At 34.1% G+C, this 16,798-nt stretch carries 16 protein-coding genes and 1 pseudogene; 14 read left to right on the top strand and 3 right to left on the bottom strand.

The genetic code is table 11. From position 1 onward, the window contains the following. Window positions 1-46: 46 nt before the first annotated feature. A complete protein-coding gene (locus tag QUF93_RS17390; RefSeq protein ID WP_289359630.1) occupies window positions 47-670 on the bottom strand; it encodes an ArsR/SmtB family transcription factor in 624 nt (207 codons plus the stop codon). A gap of 184 nt (window positions 671-854) precedes the next feature. Here QUF93_RS17390 and QUF93_RS17385 point away from each other — a divergent pair, with 184 nt between their 5' ends. Continuing rightward, window positions 855-1,919 (top strand): ABC transporter permease, encoded by a 1,065-nt coding sequence (locus QUF93_RS17385; RefSeq protein ID WP_289359629.1) that lies wholly within the window; start codon window positions 855-857, stop codon window positions 1,917-1,919. Beyond that, a complete protein-coding gene (locus tag QUF93_RS17380) occupies window positions 1,919-2,596 on the top strand; it encodes an ABC transporter ATP-binding protein (RefSeq protein ID WP_289359628.1) in 678 nt (225 codons plus the stop codon). Before QUF93_RS17385 ends, QUF93_RS17380 begins: the two co-directional genes overlap by 1 nt. Window positions 2,597-2,671: 75 nt before the next feature. On the opposite strand, the gene QUF93_RS17375 is transcribed toward QUF93_RS17380, so the two are convergent. Beyond that, window positions 2,672-3,796: an LPXTG cell wall anchor domain-containing protein gene (locus QUF93_RS17375; RefSeq protein ID WP_289359627.1), complete on the bottom strand. Its 1,125-nt coding sequence runs from the start codon at window positions 3,794-3,796 to the stop codon at window positions 2,672-2,674. A 145-nt stretch (window positions 3,797-3,941) separates the two neighbouring features. Further along, window positions 3,942-4,523, bottom strand: a complete 582-nt coding sequence (locus QUF93_RS17370; RefSeq protein WP_289359626.1) for an ATP-binding protein — start codon at window positions 4,521-4,523, stop codon at window positions 3,942-3,944. 586 nt (window positions 4,524-5,109) lie between these two features. Here QUF93_RS17370 and QUF93_RS17365 point away from each other — a divergent pair. The 12 genes and pseudogenes from QUF93_RS17365 to QUF93_RS17310 all read left to right on the top strand — a co-directional run bounded on the left by QUF93_RS17365 (window position 5,110) and on the right by QUF93_RS17310 (window position 16,443). Continuing rightward, a pseudogene (locus QUF93_RS17365) lies at window positions 5,110-5,583 on the top strand (DUF4188 domain-containing protein). A gap of 305 nt (window positions 5,584-5,888) precedes the next feature. After that, window positions 5,889-6,809, top strand: coding sequence for a class I SAM-dependent methyltransferase (locus tag QUF93_RS17360; protein WP_289360992.1), 921 nt, complete (start codon window positions 5,889-5,891; stop codon window positions 6,807-6,809). Window positions 6,810-7,032: 223 nt separating this feature from the next. After that, window positions 7,033-7,251, top strand: a complete 219-nt coding sequence (locus tag QUF93_RS17355) for an RtcB family protein (RefSeq protein ID WP_002120624.1) — start codon at window positions 7,033-7,035, stop codon at window positions 7,249-7,251. 429 nt (window positions 7,252-7,680) lie between these two features. Further along, window positions 7,681-8,640 (top strand): RtcB family protein, encoded by a 960-nt coding sequence (locus tag QUF93_RS17350; protein WP_289359625.1) that lies wholly within the window; start codon window positions 7,681-7,683, stop codon window positions 8,638-8,640. 63 nt (window positions 8,641-8,703) lie between these two features. Then, on the top strand, window positions 8,704-9,048 hold the full coding sequence (locus QUF93_RS17345; RefSeq protein ID WP_289359624.1) for a hypothetical protein: 345 nt from the start codon (window positions 8,704-8,706) through the stop codon (window positions 9,046-9,048). Between the two features lie 234 nt (window positions 9,049-9,282). Then, the gene (locus tag QUF93_RS17340) at window positions 9,283-9,696 is read left to right on the top strand and encodes a DUF6892 domain-containing protein (RefSeq protein WP_002120619.1); all 414 of its coding nucleotides are present in this window, start codon (window positions 9,283-9,285) and stop codon (window positions 9,694-9,696) included. Window positions 9,697-10,119: 423 nt separating this feature from the next. Beyond that, window positions 10,120-11,352: a DUF4073 domain-containing protein gene (locus tag QUF93_RS17335; protein WP_289375762.1), complete on the top strand. Its 1,233-nt coding sequence runs from the start codon at window positions 10,120-10,122 to the stop codon at window positions 11,350-11,352. Window positions 11,353-11,535: 183 nt separating this feature from the next. Continuing rightward, window positions 11,536-12,531, top strand: coding sequence for a D-cysteate sulfo-lyase (gene cuyA, locus QUF93_RS17330; protein ID WP_289359622.1), 996 nt, complete (start codon window positions 11,536-11,538; stop codon window positions 12,529-12,531). 173 nt (window positions 12,532-12,704) lie between these two features. Continuing rightward, a complete protein-coding gene (locus tag QUF93_RS17325; protein WP_289375761.1) occupies window positions 12,705-13,334 on the top strand; it encodes a class I SAM-dependent methyltransferase in 630 nt (209 codons plus the stop codon). A 334-nt stretch (window positions 13,335-13,668) separates the two neighbouring features. Continuing rightward, window positions 13,669-14,256, top strand: coding sequence for a YwbE family protein (locus QUF93_RS17320; protein WP_289375759.1), 588 nt, complete (start codon window positions 13,669-13,671; stop codon window positions 14,254-14,256). Between the two features lie 167 nt (window positions 14,257-14,423). Next, window positions 14,424-15,869 carry a L,D-transpeptidase family protein gene (locus QUF93_RS17315; RefSeq protein ID WP_289359619.1) on the top strand — a complete coding sequence of 482 codons (1,446 nt, stop codon included), beginning with the start codon at window positions 14,424-14,426 and terminating at the stop codon, window positions 15,867-15,869. 358 nt (window positions 15,870-16,227) lie between these two features. Then, window positions 16,228-16,443, top strand: a complete 216-nt coding sequence (locus QUF93_RS17310) for a hypothetical protein (protein ID WP_002017170.1) — start codon at window positions 16,228-16,230, stop codon at window positions 16,441-16,443. The last annotated feature ends 355 nt before the right edge of the window (window positions 16,444-16,798 follow it).

The following is a 16,798-nucleotide window of genomic DNA, read 5'->3' as shown; positions in this document are numbered from 1 at the left end:
TTTAATCGGTAAAATAAAATTGACCGTTGATGTAAAAAAAATCGTATTACGATTTTTCTTCTTCTTTAACAAATTGCTGCATTGTTCTCTCAGCGATTTGAAGTGCAGTAGTAGAAATATAATAAGGTTTACTATTCGGATCTTTATCTGCACCTTTTGTGATTTCGTTTAATTCAGCCATTAATTCATAAAACTTTTTTACCCACACTTGAAATTGTTCTGGCGTGGCATCAAACTCCCAGCAGGATGAAACGTAATTCCACTTAGCTGGGTCTTCACTTGCATTTTGTAATGTAAAAGCTTCTTCTGGTGCAGCAAGAATTTGGCTTTTCGTTCTTTCTATCATTTGTAAAAAGATTTGGCGACCTGATTCGCTTAATATTTCTAAATGAGGTAATAGATCTGCGGCAGGGGTAAATCCTTTAGCGACAGATTGATAAAACTTTTGAACGATGCCATTCTTCTCTTCTGTATAAACGATCTCTATAAGACCATTCTTTTCTAATTCTTTTAAATGATAATGAATTTTCGCCCTTGAAATGCCGAATTTCCCAGATAGTAATTGTCCAGTGTAAGGACGTTCGCATAGACGTATCATCATTTCGGCACGTAGTGGATCGCTTAATGCTTTTAGTTGGCTATAAGTAGTTAGTGTTAATACGGGCTTCAAAATGATCAACTCCTTGAATTAAATTACTCGGTCAATATTATTTGACTGAATTGTATCAAGGATCCCAATTGTTTTCAATACTTTCAGAAAATTTAATTTTTACAATGTAATCTTCCGTTCATACTCCGTTCATATTTCTTTTTTATTATAAGTGCATAGAAAGTAAGAGAAGGGAGCGAGCGAAATGTTTTTAGCTCTGCGTGAATTAAAACAATCAAAATTAAGATACGGATTAATCGGACTTATTATGGTGTTATTATCATTTTTAGTCCTTGTGATTTCAGGATTAGCAAATGGATTATCATATGATAATGCTTCATCGATTCAAAATATGGAGGCAAATAAATTTGTATTAGCAGATGATGCGGAAAATAAATTACTTCGTTCACAAATTAAGCAAGATGATGTAGATAACGTAGTAAATCAAGTAGGCGAGAAAGAGGCCGTTCCGTTTCGTGTAAAAAATTCAACTTATGAAAAGAAAAGTAGTTCGAAAAAAGTTGATGTCGCTATTTTCTCAAGTGAACGCGATTCATTTTTAGAACCGAAAATTGTAGCAGGTGAGAAGTTAGGTACAGCAAACAACGAAATGGTTGCTGATGAATCAATTAAAGAAAAAGGAATCGATATTGGGGATACAATTATTGATCCTGTTTCAAAGAAAGAATTTAAAATCGTTGGATTTACGAAAAATCAAATGTTTAGCCATACACCAGTCGTTTATGTAAATGAAGACGTATGGAGCGCTATTTCACAACCAAACCAAAAAGATTATAGTGCAATTGCACTTAATACAGATAAAGAAATTAAAAATGCACATGTTATCGACAAAAAAGAAGTATTACAAAGTATTCCAGGGTTTAAAGAAGAGCAAGGAACATTAACGATGATTATTGCGTTCTTACTTGTTATCGCTGCGTTACTAATTGGTGTATTCTTCTACGTAATTACACTGCAAAAAACACAGCAATTAGGTGTATTAAAAGCAATCGGTACAAAGAACACTTATTTAGCAAATAGTTTAGTCGTACAGGCGTTATTCTTATCAGTTGTGGCGATGATAATCAGTATTGTTCTTGTACAAGGGTTAGAACAAATTTTACCAGCAGGTATGCCGTTCTTATTAACAACACCGATGATTGCACAATATGCAGCAATCTTTATCGTAATTAGTATTTTAGGAACACTTATTTCGTTATATCAAGTATTAAAAGTTGATGCATTAGAAGCAATTGGAGGCGGGATGTAATGACTTCATTATTAAAATTAGACAATGTAAGTAAAGTGTACGGAGAAGGGAATACTGAAGTAACAGCCCTTCATCCGATATCGCTTGATGTGAAAGCTGGAGAGTTTATCGGAATCGTCGGTCCTTCTGGATCAGGGAAAAGTACGTTATTATCAATCGCGGGTGCTTTATTATCACCATCAAAAGGGGATATTTACATTCGTGAACAAAATATTACGAAGTTATCAGAAAAGGAAATGACAGACATTCGTTTGAAAAAAATCGGCTTCATTTTCCAATTCGCAAATCTCGTTCCATATTTAAATGTAAAAGAACAATTACTTTATATTGCAAAGCTTAAAAAAGACAACAAACAAGAATCTGAAAAGCGTGCGAATCACTTATTAGCAGCATTTGGATTAGGAGAAAGAAAAAATCATTATCCAAATCAACTATCTGGTGGGGAAAAACAAAGGGTAGCAATCGCTCGTGCGTTCATGAACAATCCAGATTTAATATTAGCGGATGAGCCAACAGCAAGCTTAGACTCAAAACGCGCACGTGAAGTCGTAGAAATGATGAAACGTGAAGTGAAAGAAAGCCAAAAAGCAGCAATTATGATTACACATGATGAAAGAATGCTTGATGTATGTGATCGTATATTGACGCTTAGAGATGGACAGTTAATACAAAATTGAACAAATAAAAAGGACAACAGTACATATAAACGCTGTTGTCCTTTTTATTAATAATTTAAGATAGTTATAATAGCATTATTTTGAAAATAACGTTTTAATTTTATTGCGAGAAAGTAATAAAACGCCGCCTAAGACAGATAACATTCCGAGTGGCACGTTACTTGATTGCTCACTACCAGCGTTAGGAAGTTCTCTAGCATTGTTTTTCGCTGGAACAGTAGTATTGTTATTATTCGCTGTCGTTTGTTTAGGTTGTGATACTTCATTAATCTTGTTATCTACATTTTGCTGCGTTGTATGTAACTCAGCTAAATTGTCATCAATTTTTTTCTCAGTATGTTTAAAATCGTTTATTTTAATGTCTAAGTCTAGCTTTTTCTGTGTTAAATCATCTGAAACAGTTTGTTTCGCTTGTTTGATTTCGTTCAATTTATTTTCTAAGGTCTGTCTAGCTTCTTGTAACTCAGCTAGTTTGTTTTGTACATCTTGTTTAGCTAGTTCTAAGTTAGATGAAAGACTATCTAAATTTTGTTTAATTTTCTTAAGTTCCTCTAACGTGTTACCGGTATTCGGCTTGTTTTCTTTAATTTCAGCAAGTTTGTCCTCAGCAGTTTGTTTCGCTTTCTTTAACTCAGCCAATGTTTCATCTACATGTTTTTTAACCTGCTTAATTTCATTCACTTTTTGATCGATGTTCGCTTTATTCTGCTTAATTTCATTCACTTTTTCATCGACAGTTTGTTTATGTTCTTTAACTTCATTAACTTTTGTATCGATAGTTTGCTTATGTTCTTTAATTTCAGCAACTTTTTCATCTACATGTTTTTTATGCTCTTTAATTTCAGCGATTTTCTCATCGGCAATTTGTTTGTCTTGCTGAAGTTTTGCATCTAACTCTTGTTTATGTTGTTTAATTTCGCCGATTTTTTCATCTGCAACTTGTTTATGTTGATGTAGTTCATTCGCTTTTTCATCGACAGTTTGCTTAACTTGGTTAAGTTCATTTAACGTTTGATCCACATTTTCTTTGTGCTGCTGCAATTTCGCATCTAACTCTTGTCTATGTTGCTTAATTTCAGCTAATCGATCTCCAGTACTTTGCCCAGCAGTAGCATCATTTACTTCTGCATGAGTAGGGGTAGATCCCGCAATCATTGCTAAAGCTAGTGTAGACGCAGCGATTGTTTGTTTTGTTTTCATATTTTTGTACCTCTTTCCTATGAATAAACTCTATTGTGTAAAATTGAGCATATAAAAGCAGATTATTATATCATTATATACCATGTGTGATGCCCAGAGGAAGTATTTGCATAATAATCTGTGATTATGTAATTCTTATAGTCTTTTATTTTTGGATAGGGGACAATTCTTTAGCTAGATGAACAATTTCTTCTATAGTAGAGTTTACATCCTTGCTATTACGAATAACAAACAAATAATCAGCCTCGTTTTCTATAGGATCTACCACATCTTCGTGAAGTGATTCAGCCTGTTGCCGATTGAGTACCTCTTTAAAACTAGAAAAACCACCTCTAAAAATATTGGTACTTCGCTTGCTACGAGCCACTCTTTCATAAAGTGCATCATCTGGAATGTCAAAATGAACGAGTATGCGTACATATTCCTCTTTCTTAAACAGTTCATTTAGTAAATACATCCGGCCGTTTCGGCTTCTATTTGAGTTGCAAATGATAAGGTGTAAATTTGTATATTCTTTTGCATAATCAACAATGAATTTCGAAAGACCGTGCTTAAATGTATTAGGGCCTTCAGCCGGCTGTAATTTTTCATAATGCATGTTAATAAATTCAGCTTGGTTATCTTGATCCATAACGAAAGAGTGGGGTAACTCTTTTTCTAGTTCTCTAGCAAATGTTGTTTTTCCACTGTGGGTTTTTCCTACTGTAATAATGACTAATCGTTTCATATTGGCCTCCATACGTATTGTTATAATCTGGAATATTCGGTCTGAATCGACAATTTCCCTGCCAGAGAATATACAAAGTGTCGGAGTGTTAGTGGGCTGAAAATTTTACAAAAAACTTATTTATTCTATAATTTACCAATGTGAAAAAAGTGTAGAATAGGGTTCTCCTAGCTAGGAGAACCCTATTTTTGCTGTGAAAATGAAGGAGTGTGTTGTGATGTAATCTTAACTCAAATGAACTAAAAAATATTCTGTTTAGAAAGGAGGCAGTAATACTATGATTATTGAAATAGATATATCTAGAAGGAAATTTAATTTCGTTTATTCCTTTCGAGGTGAAGCATAAGGAACAATTATTTGAAGCTTTAAAAAAGCCCTGAAGTATGGAAATGTTCCTGGCGAAAAGGAGATCTAGGGCAAATATTAATAATAGCTGTTAATAAAAAAGGTGGGAAACATATACCTTTTATTGTTAAGTACAGCCTTTCATAATCTATGTTAAAGCAATTGGAAAATCCATGGGAAAGTGTTATGGTTTATTTGGGAGCTGCACATTATTTATGTTCAGTAAAAAAGGGGGATTAAAGTGGGGGCTAAAATTTTTAACGGCAGGCATATAGCCAATAGCAAGGATAAAGAATTTGTTGTTTTTATTATTGGTATGCGTATTAACAACTTATTAAAATTTTGGAAGTAGATACCAGTTTTTAATGCTATGGGACCTATGATTAAAGAATTGTATCAAAACCCACAATGGGGTTTCTTACATACAGAATTCTTATTTAGTTGGAGAAAAGTAATTTTAATTCAATACTGGAAGGGATTCGAGGAATTAGTAAACTATGCTCACGGAGAAAACCATTCATATGCTTGGAAATCATACAATAATAAGATTAAAGATAATGGGAGTGTCGGTGTTTTTCACGAAACCTATCAAATAGAAAAAGGTGCTTCTGAAGCAATCTATGTTAATATGCCAAAAACAGGTTTATCTAGAGCTACCGAACACATACCAGTATCTCAAGATACTAATACTGCTCAAAAAAGAATGAATAAATAATTTGGAATATTCAATATTTAAACTAATAAAAATCCTCTATTGATATGAAAGGTGAAGTAGGAGAAAGGCATCTTAGAGTGTTTTTTCTTTATTTTCAAAAGGACCTGTTCATTAAAATAGGGATATTCTGTATGTAATTTCAATTTTCCTCTTGAAAACATACAATTTATTGAAGTGTTAAAGAGATCTGAAAACTTGACAAAAAAACTTATTTATGCTATAATTTACCAATAAAAAAATACGGTGTATAATAGGGTTCTCCTGGCCAGGGGAACCCTATTTTTGTTGTGAAAATGAAGGAGTGTATGTGCGTGAAAAAAGGTGAAGCAAGTATAACATCACTAGTATCAGCTTTCGGAAGGGCATATCATAGTGAGTTTGATAGTCTTAAAATTTTTGATGACTATATTGCCAAAGATTTCATTTCACAAAAAGAACGTCATGATATTGAAACGAACATGATTCAGGGAATACATTTTTTCAATAAAGACATTGCAGAGCTGTTTCAAGATAATCCAAAAGAAATATTAAAATGGATTACACAAGTTCAGTTATCACCAACACCTTTGGCACGTGCGGCATATTGTGAACGAGTATTACTGCATGAAATTACACTAGGAGCAAAACAATACGTCATACTCGGTGCAGGCTTAGACACGTTCAGTTTCAGACACCGAGAATTAGAAAATAAAATAGAAATATTCGAAGTGGATCATCTTTCTACGCAACAGTTTAAGAAGGAAAGAGTAGAAGAAGCAAAACTTGAAGTTCCAAATAATCTTCATTTTGTTTCGATGGATTTCACTGAGGGCTTCTCTAAGCAAGAATTAGTAAATGAAGGATTTGAAAATACAAAGACTTTCTTTAGCCTTTTAGGTGCTACGTACTATTTAACGAAAGAGGAACTTGCTAGTTTAATAGAATATTTATTCGAGATGGTTCCAGCAGGTAGTTCTATCGTTTTCGATTATCCTGATGAAAACCTATTTACGGAAAAAGGGCTATCTAATCGAGTTGAAAACATGGTGAAAATGTCTACGGTAGGCGGAGAACCGATGAAGTCATGTTATTCTTATCGCGAAATGGAAGCATTGTTAGAGAAGTCGGGTTTACTCATTTATGAGCATTTATCACCAGAGGATATTCATAAATTATATTTTGAAGGACGAAACGATTATTTAGAAGCTTTTGAGACGGTGCATTATGTTCATGCGGTAAAGAAGTAGATGATTTGTGGGCATGGGGAGAAATCTTTGTGTCTCTTTTTTTATAAAAACAAGGAATTGAAATTTAGCGATGGAAAGTATAATGATATGTATATTGCTATATGGATTAAATCTATATTTCATCTACATGTATTAGTCATTTGCATCACCCCCTAAAGCTCCAATAATTCAATTATATATTAAGCGCTGTTTTGCGGAAGATAAAGGAAAGGGGAAATAGAAGATGTTGAAATTACAAGGAAAATACAATGAGGCAAAGGTGTTTACTACTAACGTTGAAGAAACTGCAGCAGGGCAGATTGTTGACCTCTGCAATCAAGAATTCGTAAAGGATAGCAAGATTCGTATTATGCCAGATACACATGCAGGCGCAGGTTGCACGATTGGGACAACAATGACGATTCAAGATAAAATCGTTCCTAATTTAGTCGGGGTTAACTAATCGGCTCAGACTTTAAACTACTCACTCAATTGACTGGGAACCCTAACGATAAAGTGAAACTTTAATCAGTGGGGGGCATCCCCCACTGATTATTAGTTGAACCAATCGGGCTTGTACGGGCAGCCCGACCCCCACCTAACTTCTTTGTTCTTGCTGAATTTTAAGGTCGGGGTCTTACTGCCCGTAAATAGCGGGATAAAAGGCGAGGGCAATCAGCAGCCAGTGGTTATGGTGACATAATCGAATGGTTCAGAGACTTGTATCAGGTTAGCAGACTAAGATACAGAATTATTTCTCATCCATTTTGAGTTGAAGAGGAATAATTAATACGGTGAGCCTACAGTAGAGACTGCATATCTCGATGACTGTAGAGAAGGTATAGTCCACTCTTTCAGGAAACTGGGAGGTAAGTACGATATTGGTTGTGGCATGGAAGTTGTTGTGATTAATAAGAAGAAAGAGGAAATCAACTTCGATCACTTAGACGAAACAATTCGTAAATTTGTCCCAAGTGGTTTTCGTATTCGAGATAAGGAACATAGATTTTCAAAAATAATTGATTTTGATAGTGTAAGAGCCCCATTTACATTACAACGTGCTCAAAAGAGTATTGGTACACTTGGTGGAGGAAATCATTTCGTTGAATTGAATGAGGATGATAAAGGGAATGTATACATTGTTATTCATAGTGGTTCTCGTAATTTAGGTAAACAAGTAGCAGAGTATTATCAAAACCTCGCTTACGAGCAACTTGTAAATGTTAAATCTATTAAAGAGGAAATCATTGAGCGTTTCACCAAAGAGGGCAGAAAACAAGAAATACATGAAGCTATACGTGGAATTAAGAAGCCGACAATTCGTAAAGAATTAGCTTATTTAGAAGGTCAAGGATTTAAAGATTACATGAATGATATGAAAATTGCTCAAAAATATGCGGAGTTAAATCGTAAAGCAATGATGGATGAAATCGTCACTAGACTGGATTGGACAGTAACAGATCAATTCACTACAATCCATAACTACATCGATATGGAAAATATGATTTTACGAAAAGGTGCTATTTCAGCTCAGAAGGATGAACGAGTAATTATTCCAATTAATATGAGAGACGGTTCAATTATTGCGTTTGGTAAAGGGAATCCAGATTGGAACTTTTCTGGACCACATGGGGCAGGGCGTATTATGAGCCGTAAAAAGGCTAAAGAAGTACTTAACTTAGAGGATTTTCAAAATACAATGACAGCGGTTTGGACTACATCTGTTGCAGAAAGCACTTTAGATGAAGCTCCAATGGTATATAAGCCGATGGATGAAATTGTGGAGAATACAAAGGACACAATCGATATCAAACATATTATTAAGCCGATTTACAATTTTAAAGCGAACTAAAAGGGGAGTAACGTTTATTGTAATGGTATATAGGAGTAAATTGCTGTTGGAAGTAGGGGAATTATGAAAAATAATTTAAGCGTTTATATAGCGATTGTTGCAGCTATAAGTATTTTTATCCTTTCAATTATTTTTCTATATTTTAACCCTTATAGCAATCAAATACTTGATAAGGAAGTATATATCACTGTATTTTTTATTTTGTTACTTCCGTCTTTTTTAGCAGTTATTGCAGTGCTTGTTAGGAAAACTATTTTGATAATCCTTTGTGGAGCTTGGTTATTTCCTGGGACTCTGTATTTTAGTGTAGCTGCAATACCTACGTTATGGAATTTATACATTATATTTCTAATGATTTATTTTATATCTATCGTTTGGATGAAAAAGAGAAGTGCTTGGAGAGAGTAGTTCTCTTTTTATCTTTTGAAACGGTTATGAAAGGATGAGGGGCGTAATGAAGTGGGAATTATCTCAATTAGCAGATGTGCTAGTCAACCATCAATAAATACAATGATACTGTTTGAGATTTCACCCCAGTTGAAGTGAGATTAACGGTTGAACTGGTTATTGTACAGATGGCTCTCTTTATTAGAGCAGGTTAGATTAAAACCTAGAGCAGGGGTAATATGGGAGGAAGTTAAAATGGGAAAGAGTGAGATGTTTCAGGATTTTAATTTTAAATTAGTGGTAATTGAAGCTTTATTAGATAAGGAGCCACTATTTCTAAAAGAATTAAAAGACTTAATAGATAAGTATACGAATAATTTCGAATGGTATTCAGGAGCTGGACCAATTGTTGAAATCAGAGATTTTTTAGAAGAGTTAACTTTGGAAATAAGTGATTTAGAAAAGGTTGAATCCATTTGCTTTGATGGCGGGAATGAAATTTATCATATCTTAAAGCCAGATTGGGATGGTGAAGACAGTTTATTTGATGTAATATCTGTTGAAGGATTTCAAAATTTAAAAAATTTAAAAACAGTGGAATATATTTCAATGTGTTACCCAAAAGTATTAGAACCATTTAAACAAGCTGGAATTGAAATTGAGGATTAATGAGGGGGCAAGTTATGTACTAATGGAAATGCTTTTTCTTATGCAACTAACAGAGCAGAATGGAGGATATTATGGTAATAGATTCAAAGAGTTAGAAACAAATGTGGACGTTTTACTTTACCAGAGTTATTCGGATTAAATGAAGAGAACTTAAAAAAGTAGCGTATTTTGTTGTGGTTATGTAACGGAAACTAAAAGATTTATCATATAAATTTACATTTATTTAATGTTAAAGGCTAGAAAGCTGGATTGGCGCGAATCGCTAATTGTGGATTGCAAAAAAAGACAAAACCTCTTAAAAAACAATTAATTTTTTACTCCATCAATCTTTACAATCCCTCCTTATAATGTGAATTGGACAGGCATCTAAGAGAAAGCAGAACATGTCAGTTTATACATTCTATTATTAGGGGGAGAATTTGTATGAAAAAGACAGTTGCTTCATTAGCTATTATGGCGGCTTTATTACCGACGTTTTCAGCACATGCAGAAGGGAAAGAGCAAGTCCGAAAATCAGCTACAACTTTTAACGTTATTAGTGATATTCAAGGGGATTTAGGGGATTTTGATCATGTGTTAAAAGATATGAACAAAGTGACGCCACTTTCTAGAGCACTTATTATGAATGGGGATATAACGCCAACTGGACAGCAGTCACAATATGATGATGTTAAGCGTGTGTTAAACAAAAATAAGCTCCCGGGAAATGTATGGTCAACTGTTGGAAATCATGAATTTTATGCTGGTAAATGGACGACTGATGGGAAATTATCTCAAAGCACATGGCCAAATGGTGTAACTGAGGAGACGCTATTTAACCGCTATCTGAAATTTAGCGGGCAAGAAAAGGTATATCATAAAAAAGAATTAGACGGTTATCCGCTTTTATTTTTAGGGACAGAAAAATATATGAAATACCACGATCCAAAAATGTGGGACGAAGTATATATGAGTGATCAACAATTAGGTTGGCTCAAACAAAATTTAGAAGAGTATAGTCAAAAAGATAAAAATAAGCCGATTTTCATTTTCTCTCATCACGTTTTACCTGATACAGTATCTGGATCAAGACAATCACCATATTTACAAGACTATTTAAACGTCGATAAATTGTACGATATATTAAAAGATTACCCGCAAGTTGTTTTCTTCACGAGTCATACGCATTGGGATTTAAACTTACCGGACTGGGCTGGTAAAAAGAAAATTGCAGGCGGAGATGAAAAAGGATTTACAGTTGTAAATACAGGCGGAATTGAAACAGGCTGGATGTCAGCTGGACCGAATGGCGGAGAGAAGACTGCTCCAGATGGATATTCATTTAAACAAGGATTACAAATAAAAGCGTACGGTAACGATGTAATCGTAACAGCTTATGATTATAAACGTGATAAAGACATAAAGAAACTATTAATTAGCGATTCGAAAATTGCACAAATGGCACCAAATGTTACAGCAGATGATAGTAAAAATATAATTGTCGGTGCAACTGAATATATGGAGTACTCTATAGAAGGAACGAATGAGTGGCATACGTATAATCCAGGAACTCCTCCGAAAATTGATGGGGACAAAATCGTTTACGTCCGTCATAAAGGAGAAATGAATTTACAGCCGGGATTAACACAGCTGCTTCGTTTTTCGGTAAATAAGTGATTGGAAGAGGGCCTACTTTTTAATGAGTGGGCTCTTTTTATTTTGTTAATAAGTCGATGCAAATTTCATATACCGTATTGAAATTCAATACATTTTTAATTCAGAAAGATGACTTCATCATTTTTACATGTAATAATAGTATCGTTACATATATTGTGAAAGAAGTATAAAAGGAGCGTTACAATGAATTTAGCTAAATTCCCGAGAAAAAAATATACAGAATCATATACACCAATTGAAAAGTTAAACAATTTTTCTGAGGCACTTGGTGGCCCAACTATTTATTTTAAACGAGATGATTTACTTGGTTTAACAGCTGGTGGTAATAAGACGAGAAAGTTAGAATTTCTAGTTGCGGATGGACAGGAAAAGGGTGCAGATACGTTAATTACAGCTGGTGGTATTCAGTCAAACCATTGCCGTTTAACTCTTGCAGCTGCGGTAAAAGAAAAAATGAAATGTATCCTTGTGTTAGAAGAAGGGCTTGAGCCAGAAGAAAAGCGAGACTTTAACGGAAACTATTTCTTATATCACTTATTAGGTGCTGAAAACGTAATTGTTGTACCAAACGGAGCAGATCTTATGGAAGAGATGCATAAAGTAGCGAAAGAAGTTAGTGAAAAAGGTAATACACCGTATGTAATACCAGTTGGTGGATCAAATCCTACTGGCGCAATGGGATACGTTGCTTGTGCACAAGAAATTATGGCGCAATCATTCGAGCAAGGAATTGATTTCAGTTCAGTTGTTTGCGTAAGCGGTAGCGCCGGTATGCATGCTGGTTTAATTACTGGTTTTTCTGGAACGCAAAGCCAGATTCCTGTAATCGGAATTAACGTAAGTAGAGGAAAAGCTGAGCAAGAAGAGAAAGTAGCAAACCTTGTAGACGAAACTGCAGCTCACGTTGGCATTCCAAACTTTATTTCGCGCGACGCTGTTACGTGCTTCGATGAATATGTAGGGCCAGGTTACGCGTTACCGACAGCGGAAATGGTAGAAGCAGTTCAGTTACTTGCGAAAACAGAAGGTATTTTACTTGACCCAGTGTATACAGGTAAAGCAGTAGCGGGATTAATCGACTTAATTCGAAAAGGTAAATTTAATAAAGAAGACAACATTTTATTCGTACATTCAGGTGGCTCACCAGCTTTATATGCGAATACGTCTTTATTTGCGTAAGTGTGAAAAAGCATTGGGTATCCAATGCTTTTTTGTTTTGAATTGATGTTGAAATGTGATAACGTTGCTACATTCACCAAAAGAGGGCATGACTATGTTATGTCCAAATAGAAGAATGAATATAAAGATTATCGTTACACAAACAACAGCAGATTAAAAAAGGAGATTGAAATATGACTGAATTCTGGGAAGCGAGTTTTATAGAAAATCAAATGATGTGGGGATTTGAACCTTCAGACTCCGCAATTTTGACGAAGGACTTTTTCCTTGAAAAGAAAGTGAAGGATATATTGATTCCTGGTATTGGATATGGTAGAAATGCAAAGGTTTTTATTGATAATGGAATACATGTAACAGGTATTGAAATTTCAAAAACAGCGATTGAATTGGCAAGACAAAATGAACTTAATGCTGATTTCTTCCATGGTTCAGTAACGGATATGCCTTTTGGTAACAAACTTTATGATGGTATATTTTGTTATGCACTTATTCACTTATTGAATAAGGATGAGAGAGAGAAGTTTATTAAAGATTGCTATAATCAGTTAAAACCAAACGGATATATGATTGTTACTACTATTTCAAAAGAAGCCCCAATGTTTGGAAAGGGCAAACAATTGGATAAAGATTATTTTGAAATAATGGAAGGGGTAAAAATGTATTTTTATGATATTGAATCGGTAAAACAAGACTTTGGAAAATATGGACTGATAGAATGTACGGAAATTGTTGAGCCACATAAGAATGCGGAAAATAAGCCTCCATTTAAATTTATAATGATCAAGTGTCAAAAAAAACTTTAATTACAATTGTGTGAAAAATAGGGAACTGTTAATTGATAAGCAGGATGTGTAAGTTATTCAATAACTATTCTTTAAAGGCGAAGTAAGGGAAGTCTTTTAACTTTCCTTACTTCGCTTAATTTGTATTTTAAGTGAAATGGTAACCGAACCAAAGGAAAAATAAAATAATTGCGGTATTAAATAACGTGAAGGTTAAACCGATAATTGCTAAAATCTTTTTCTCAGTTCGACTACAAAATAAATATATACGACAAATTATGACAAAGGGATACATATACTTTTGTTATACTATGAAAGTTATTGATTTGTAATGTATATATAGGAGGATTTTTTAATGTTAAAGAAATTGTTATTATTTGTACTTATGAGCTTGTGTGTAGTTGCTTTAAGTGCTTGTAAAGGTGATGAAGAAAAATTAAAAGCAACAACAGGTGAGCAAAAAATAGATGCGGAAAAAATGGATGAAGATAAAAAAGTAGCAGAGGAAGAAAAACGTAAGCAAGAAGAGCAACAAAGAGTGGAAGAAGAAAAACGCAAGCAAGAAGAGCAACAAAGAGCAGAGGAAGAAAAACGCAAGCAAGAAGAGCAACAAAGAGCAGAGGAAGAAAAGCGTAAACAAGAAGAGCAGCAAAGAATAGAGGTAGAAAAACGTAAGCAAGAAGAGCAGAAGGCTCAACAACAGCAGTCTATGCAACAGGCGAAAACACAAAAACAAGAAAAAACAACACAAGCAACAGGTGGGAAACCAACAAGATCACAAATTTCAGTTGGTTCACATGTAGTTATTCAATTGGATAATGACTATAGTAAAACTGTAAGTGGTGTTGTGAAAGATATTTTAACAAATAGTGAAACACATACGTACGGAATTAAAGTTCGATTACAAGATGGACAAATTGGCCGTGTTCAAAGTGTTAATTAATGAAAAAAGATTAGCAAAATGCTAATCTTTTTTATTAATTAAAATTAGGATTTACTGTTACTCAAAAATCTGGTCAAAAATAATGAAATTTCAGGAAAAATAAGGTACACTAGTCAATGGTTTTGGTTTAAAATCGATGGACGTTAATGTATATGGGGGAAAGATTGATGAACAACAATACAGTAAATGAATCAGTTGAAGAAGTTGATAAAAAACGGGTAAGATCAAGAAAACGTTTTCCGAATTGGAAATTTATCGCAGCGGGTGTTGGTATAATTGTACTTCTCATTGGGGGAGTGAGTTATTATCAGGCAACTCACTTCAATTCGAATGTTACGATTAATGACACAAAAGTCGGTGGTTTGAGTGCTGATCAGGCAATACAGAAATTAAAAACATCTGGACTAGCAAACAAAGTCTATGTTGATCAACAACAAATTTTAGATGAAAAAGATACAAAAACGGAACTTACGGAAAAAGATTTGCCTCAAGTTAAGAAACTATTAAAAAGCCAGTGGACATTTTTCCCTTCTTCAAAGGAAAAAAATTATTCAGTGCTACCAGAAAAGGCGGATCAGTATCGTAGTGAAACGATGAAAAAACTTGTAGAAGAAAAGCTCATCTCTATGAATGAAAAATTAAAAGCGCCTCAAGATGCTATGGCGAAGCTTGAACAAGGAAAAGTTGTTATTTCGAAGAGCGTTGATGGAAAACAGTATGACGTTACTAGTCTACTGAAAGATTACGACAAGCAGAAGTATAAAAGTGAAATTCATCTGAAGTCTACATACATAAAGCCTATTAAAGAAGACGATCCGATTGTCAAAAAAGAGGAGGAAGCACTACAAAATCTTCTTCAACAGTCCGTTGAGTATAAAGTGCAGAATGAAGTTTATCCTTTAAAAGCAAAAGATTTAATTCAAAATGCCTCTATGTCAAAGGATATGAAAGTTACAATCGATGCGAGCGACATTAAGAATAAGATTGCTGAGATTAATAATGCTAAATCTACATTAAATAAAGACTTCGCTTTTAAAACACATTCTGGTTCGGTCATATCAGTAAAAGGGCAAGGCTATGGCTGGGCACTAGATGTTGAAAAAGAAACAAAACAAGTTCAACAAGCCTTTGAGAAAGGCGAAAAATCACTTTCTGCTTCTAATATTCACGGAAATGGTTGGAAGAAGGAAGGGATCGGTTATGAAACAACATCGAATAATGGCATCGGAGACACGTATGCTGAAGTTTCAATTGCAGAGCAACAAATTTGGATTTACAAAGATGGAAATTTAGTAGTTACAACAAATGTAGTAACTGGTAAACATAGCACGAGTGAAGATACATCACCAGGTGTGTGGTACGTTCTATATAAACGAACACCATACACACTCAAAGGTAGCGCAGTAGGTAAAGCTGATTATGCAGTTAAAGTAGATTACTGGGTTCCATTCACAAATAGTGGTCAAGGATTCCATGATGCAGGTTGGCGAAAAGACTGGGCAAATAATGCTTATTTAACAGGGGGATCAGGCGGGTGTGTGAACCTTCTTCCTAATGTAGCAAAAACTGTGTATGATAGTTTGAACACTAATGATCCAGTTATCGTGTACTAGAAAATAGCTACTATCAAAAACTTAAACGAATAAACAAAGCAGGAAATCTTACCTGATGGTACATGAAAAAACACCTCTTGAATTCGCATACTAAGTGTGCAATTTCAATGGAGGTGTTTTTTGTTTGAAGACCAGATTTCATTGCCTATAAGAAACAAAGTGGAAAGAGATTGAGATGAAAAATAGGTATTCAAATAGTCAATAAAATTGACACTGAATATCATTTTCATTTATTATGAAGTCGTCACATGTAATTGGACATGATTTTTGTGAAAAAGTTTACTTTTTTATTAATATAATAGATTTCTATTAAGGTGTCCCATTTAAGAATTTAAACGTAGGAAAGGGTAACATAAAAATGAACTGGAAAAAAGGCGGATTATGGATTATTATTTTTTTCATTGTAAAAGGTACGATTTCTACACTTTTAATTGTTACAGGTGCTAAATATTTTGATTTATCATTTATGCAACTTTTCGTACTAATACTGATCTTATTACTGATTTCTCTCATAAGTCGAAAATTGCTGCATAGACATAAACAAAACAAAAAACAAAAAGAGCTAAATATATAATGAAGCCCCAGAGATCTTTGGATTTCTGGGGTTTTACTATATATTTAGCTTCTTACTATTTGTGGAAAGTAAAACTCCCACCTCAAAATTTAGGTGGGGTACAGAAGTTTGTTGCGAGCTGATTAAAGTTTCACTTTATTTCATAGTTTGTGATCTATTTTAATTAACTGTCAGGTTTTTATGTATCCTCTAATGACAAGGTTGAATCCTTTCAAATCGGTCAATCGCCGTTTTTTTGAATTCACTAAAAGTTGCTGAACCCAAGCCAAATAACGATACCATCTCTAGCAAAATAATTAACCATCCTATGCAAGAAAGTTTAGATAGCTAAAAGCATATGTTTTATTGAAAGGAT

This window comes from Bacillus hominis (genome assembly GCF_030348325.1).
Taxonomy (GTDB): Bacteria; Bacillota; Bacilli; order Bacillales; family Bacillaceae_G; genus Bacillus_A; species Bacillus_A hominis.
Note: the sequence above shows the minus strand (reverse complement) of the source record. Positions and strands in the feature narration are given on the sequence as shown.

Bases quoted from the DNA above. Each gene is read 5' to 3' on its own strand.
- QUF93_RS17310 (WP_002017170.1), top strand. From the start codon at position 16,228: ATGAACTGGAAAAAAGGCGGATTATGGATTATTATTTTTTTCATTGTA.
- QUF93_RS17320 (WP_289375759.1), top strand. From the start codon at position 13,669: ATGTTAAAGAAATTGTTATTATTTGTACTTATGAGCTTGTGTGTAGTT.
- QUF93_RS17345 (WP_289359624.1), top strand. From the start codon at position 8,704: ATGAAAAATAATTTAAGCGTTTATATAGCGATTGTTGCAGCTATAAGT.
- QUF93_RS17335 (WP_289375762.1), top strand. From the start codon at position 10,120: ATGAAAAAGACAGTTGCTTCATTAGCTATTATGGCGGCTTTATTACCG.
- QUF93_RS17340 (WP_002120619.1), top strand. From the start codon at position 9,283: ATGGGAAAGAGTGAGATGTTTCAGGATTTTAATTTTAAATTAGTGGTA.
- QUF93_RS17380 (WP_289359628.1), top strand. From the start codon at position 1,919: ATGACTTCATTATTAAAATTAGACAATGTAAGTAAAGTGTACGGAGAA.
- QUF93_RS17355 (WP_002120624.1), top strand. From the start codon at position 7,033: ATGTTGAAATTACAAGGAAAATACAATGAGGCAAAGGTGTTTACTACT.
- QUF93_RS17315 (WP_289359619.1), top strand. From the start codon at position 14,424: ATGAACAACAATACAGTAAATGAATCAGTTGAAGAAGTTGATAAAAAA.
- cuyA (WP_289359622.1), top strand. From the start codon at position 11,536: ATGAATTTAGCTAAATTCCCGAGAAAAAAATATACAGAATCATATACA.
- QUF93_RS17385 (WP_289359629.1), top strand. From the start codon at position 855: ATGTTTTTAGCTCTGCGTGAATTAAAACAATCAAAATTAAGATACGGA.
- QUF93_RS17360 (WP_289360992.1), top strand. From the start codon at position 5,889: ATGTGCGTGAAAAAAGGTGAAGCAAGTATAACATCACTAGTATCAGCT.
- QUF93_RS17375 (WP_289359627.1), bottom strand. From the start codon at position 3,796: ATGAAAACAAAACAAACAATCGCTGCGTCTACACTAGCTTTAGCAATG.
- QUF93_RS17350 (WP_289359625.1), top strand. From the start codon at position 7,681: ATGGAAGTTGTTGTGATTAATAAGAAGAAAGAGGAAATCAACTTCGAT.
- QUF93_RS17370 (WP_289359626.1), bottom strand. From the start codon at position 4,523: ATGAAACGATTAGTCATTATTACAGTAGGAAAAACCCACAGTGGAAAA.
- QUF93_RS17325 (WP_289375761.1), top strand. From the start codon at position 12,705: ATGACTGAATTCTGGGAAGCGAGTTTTATAGAAAATCAAATGATGTGG.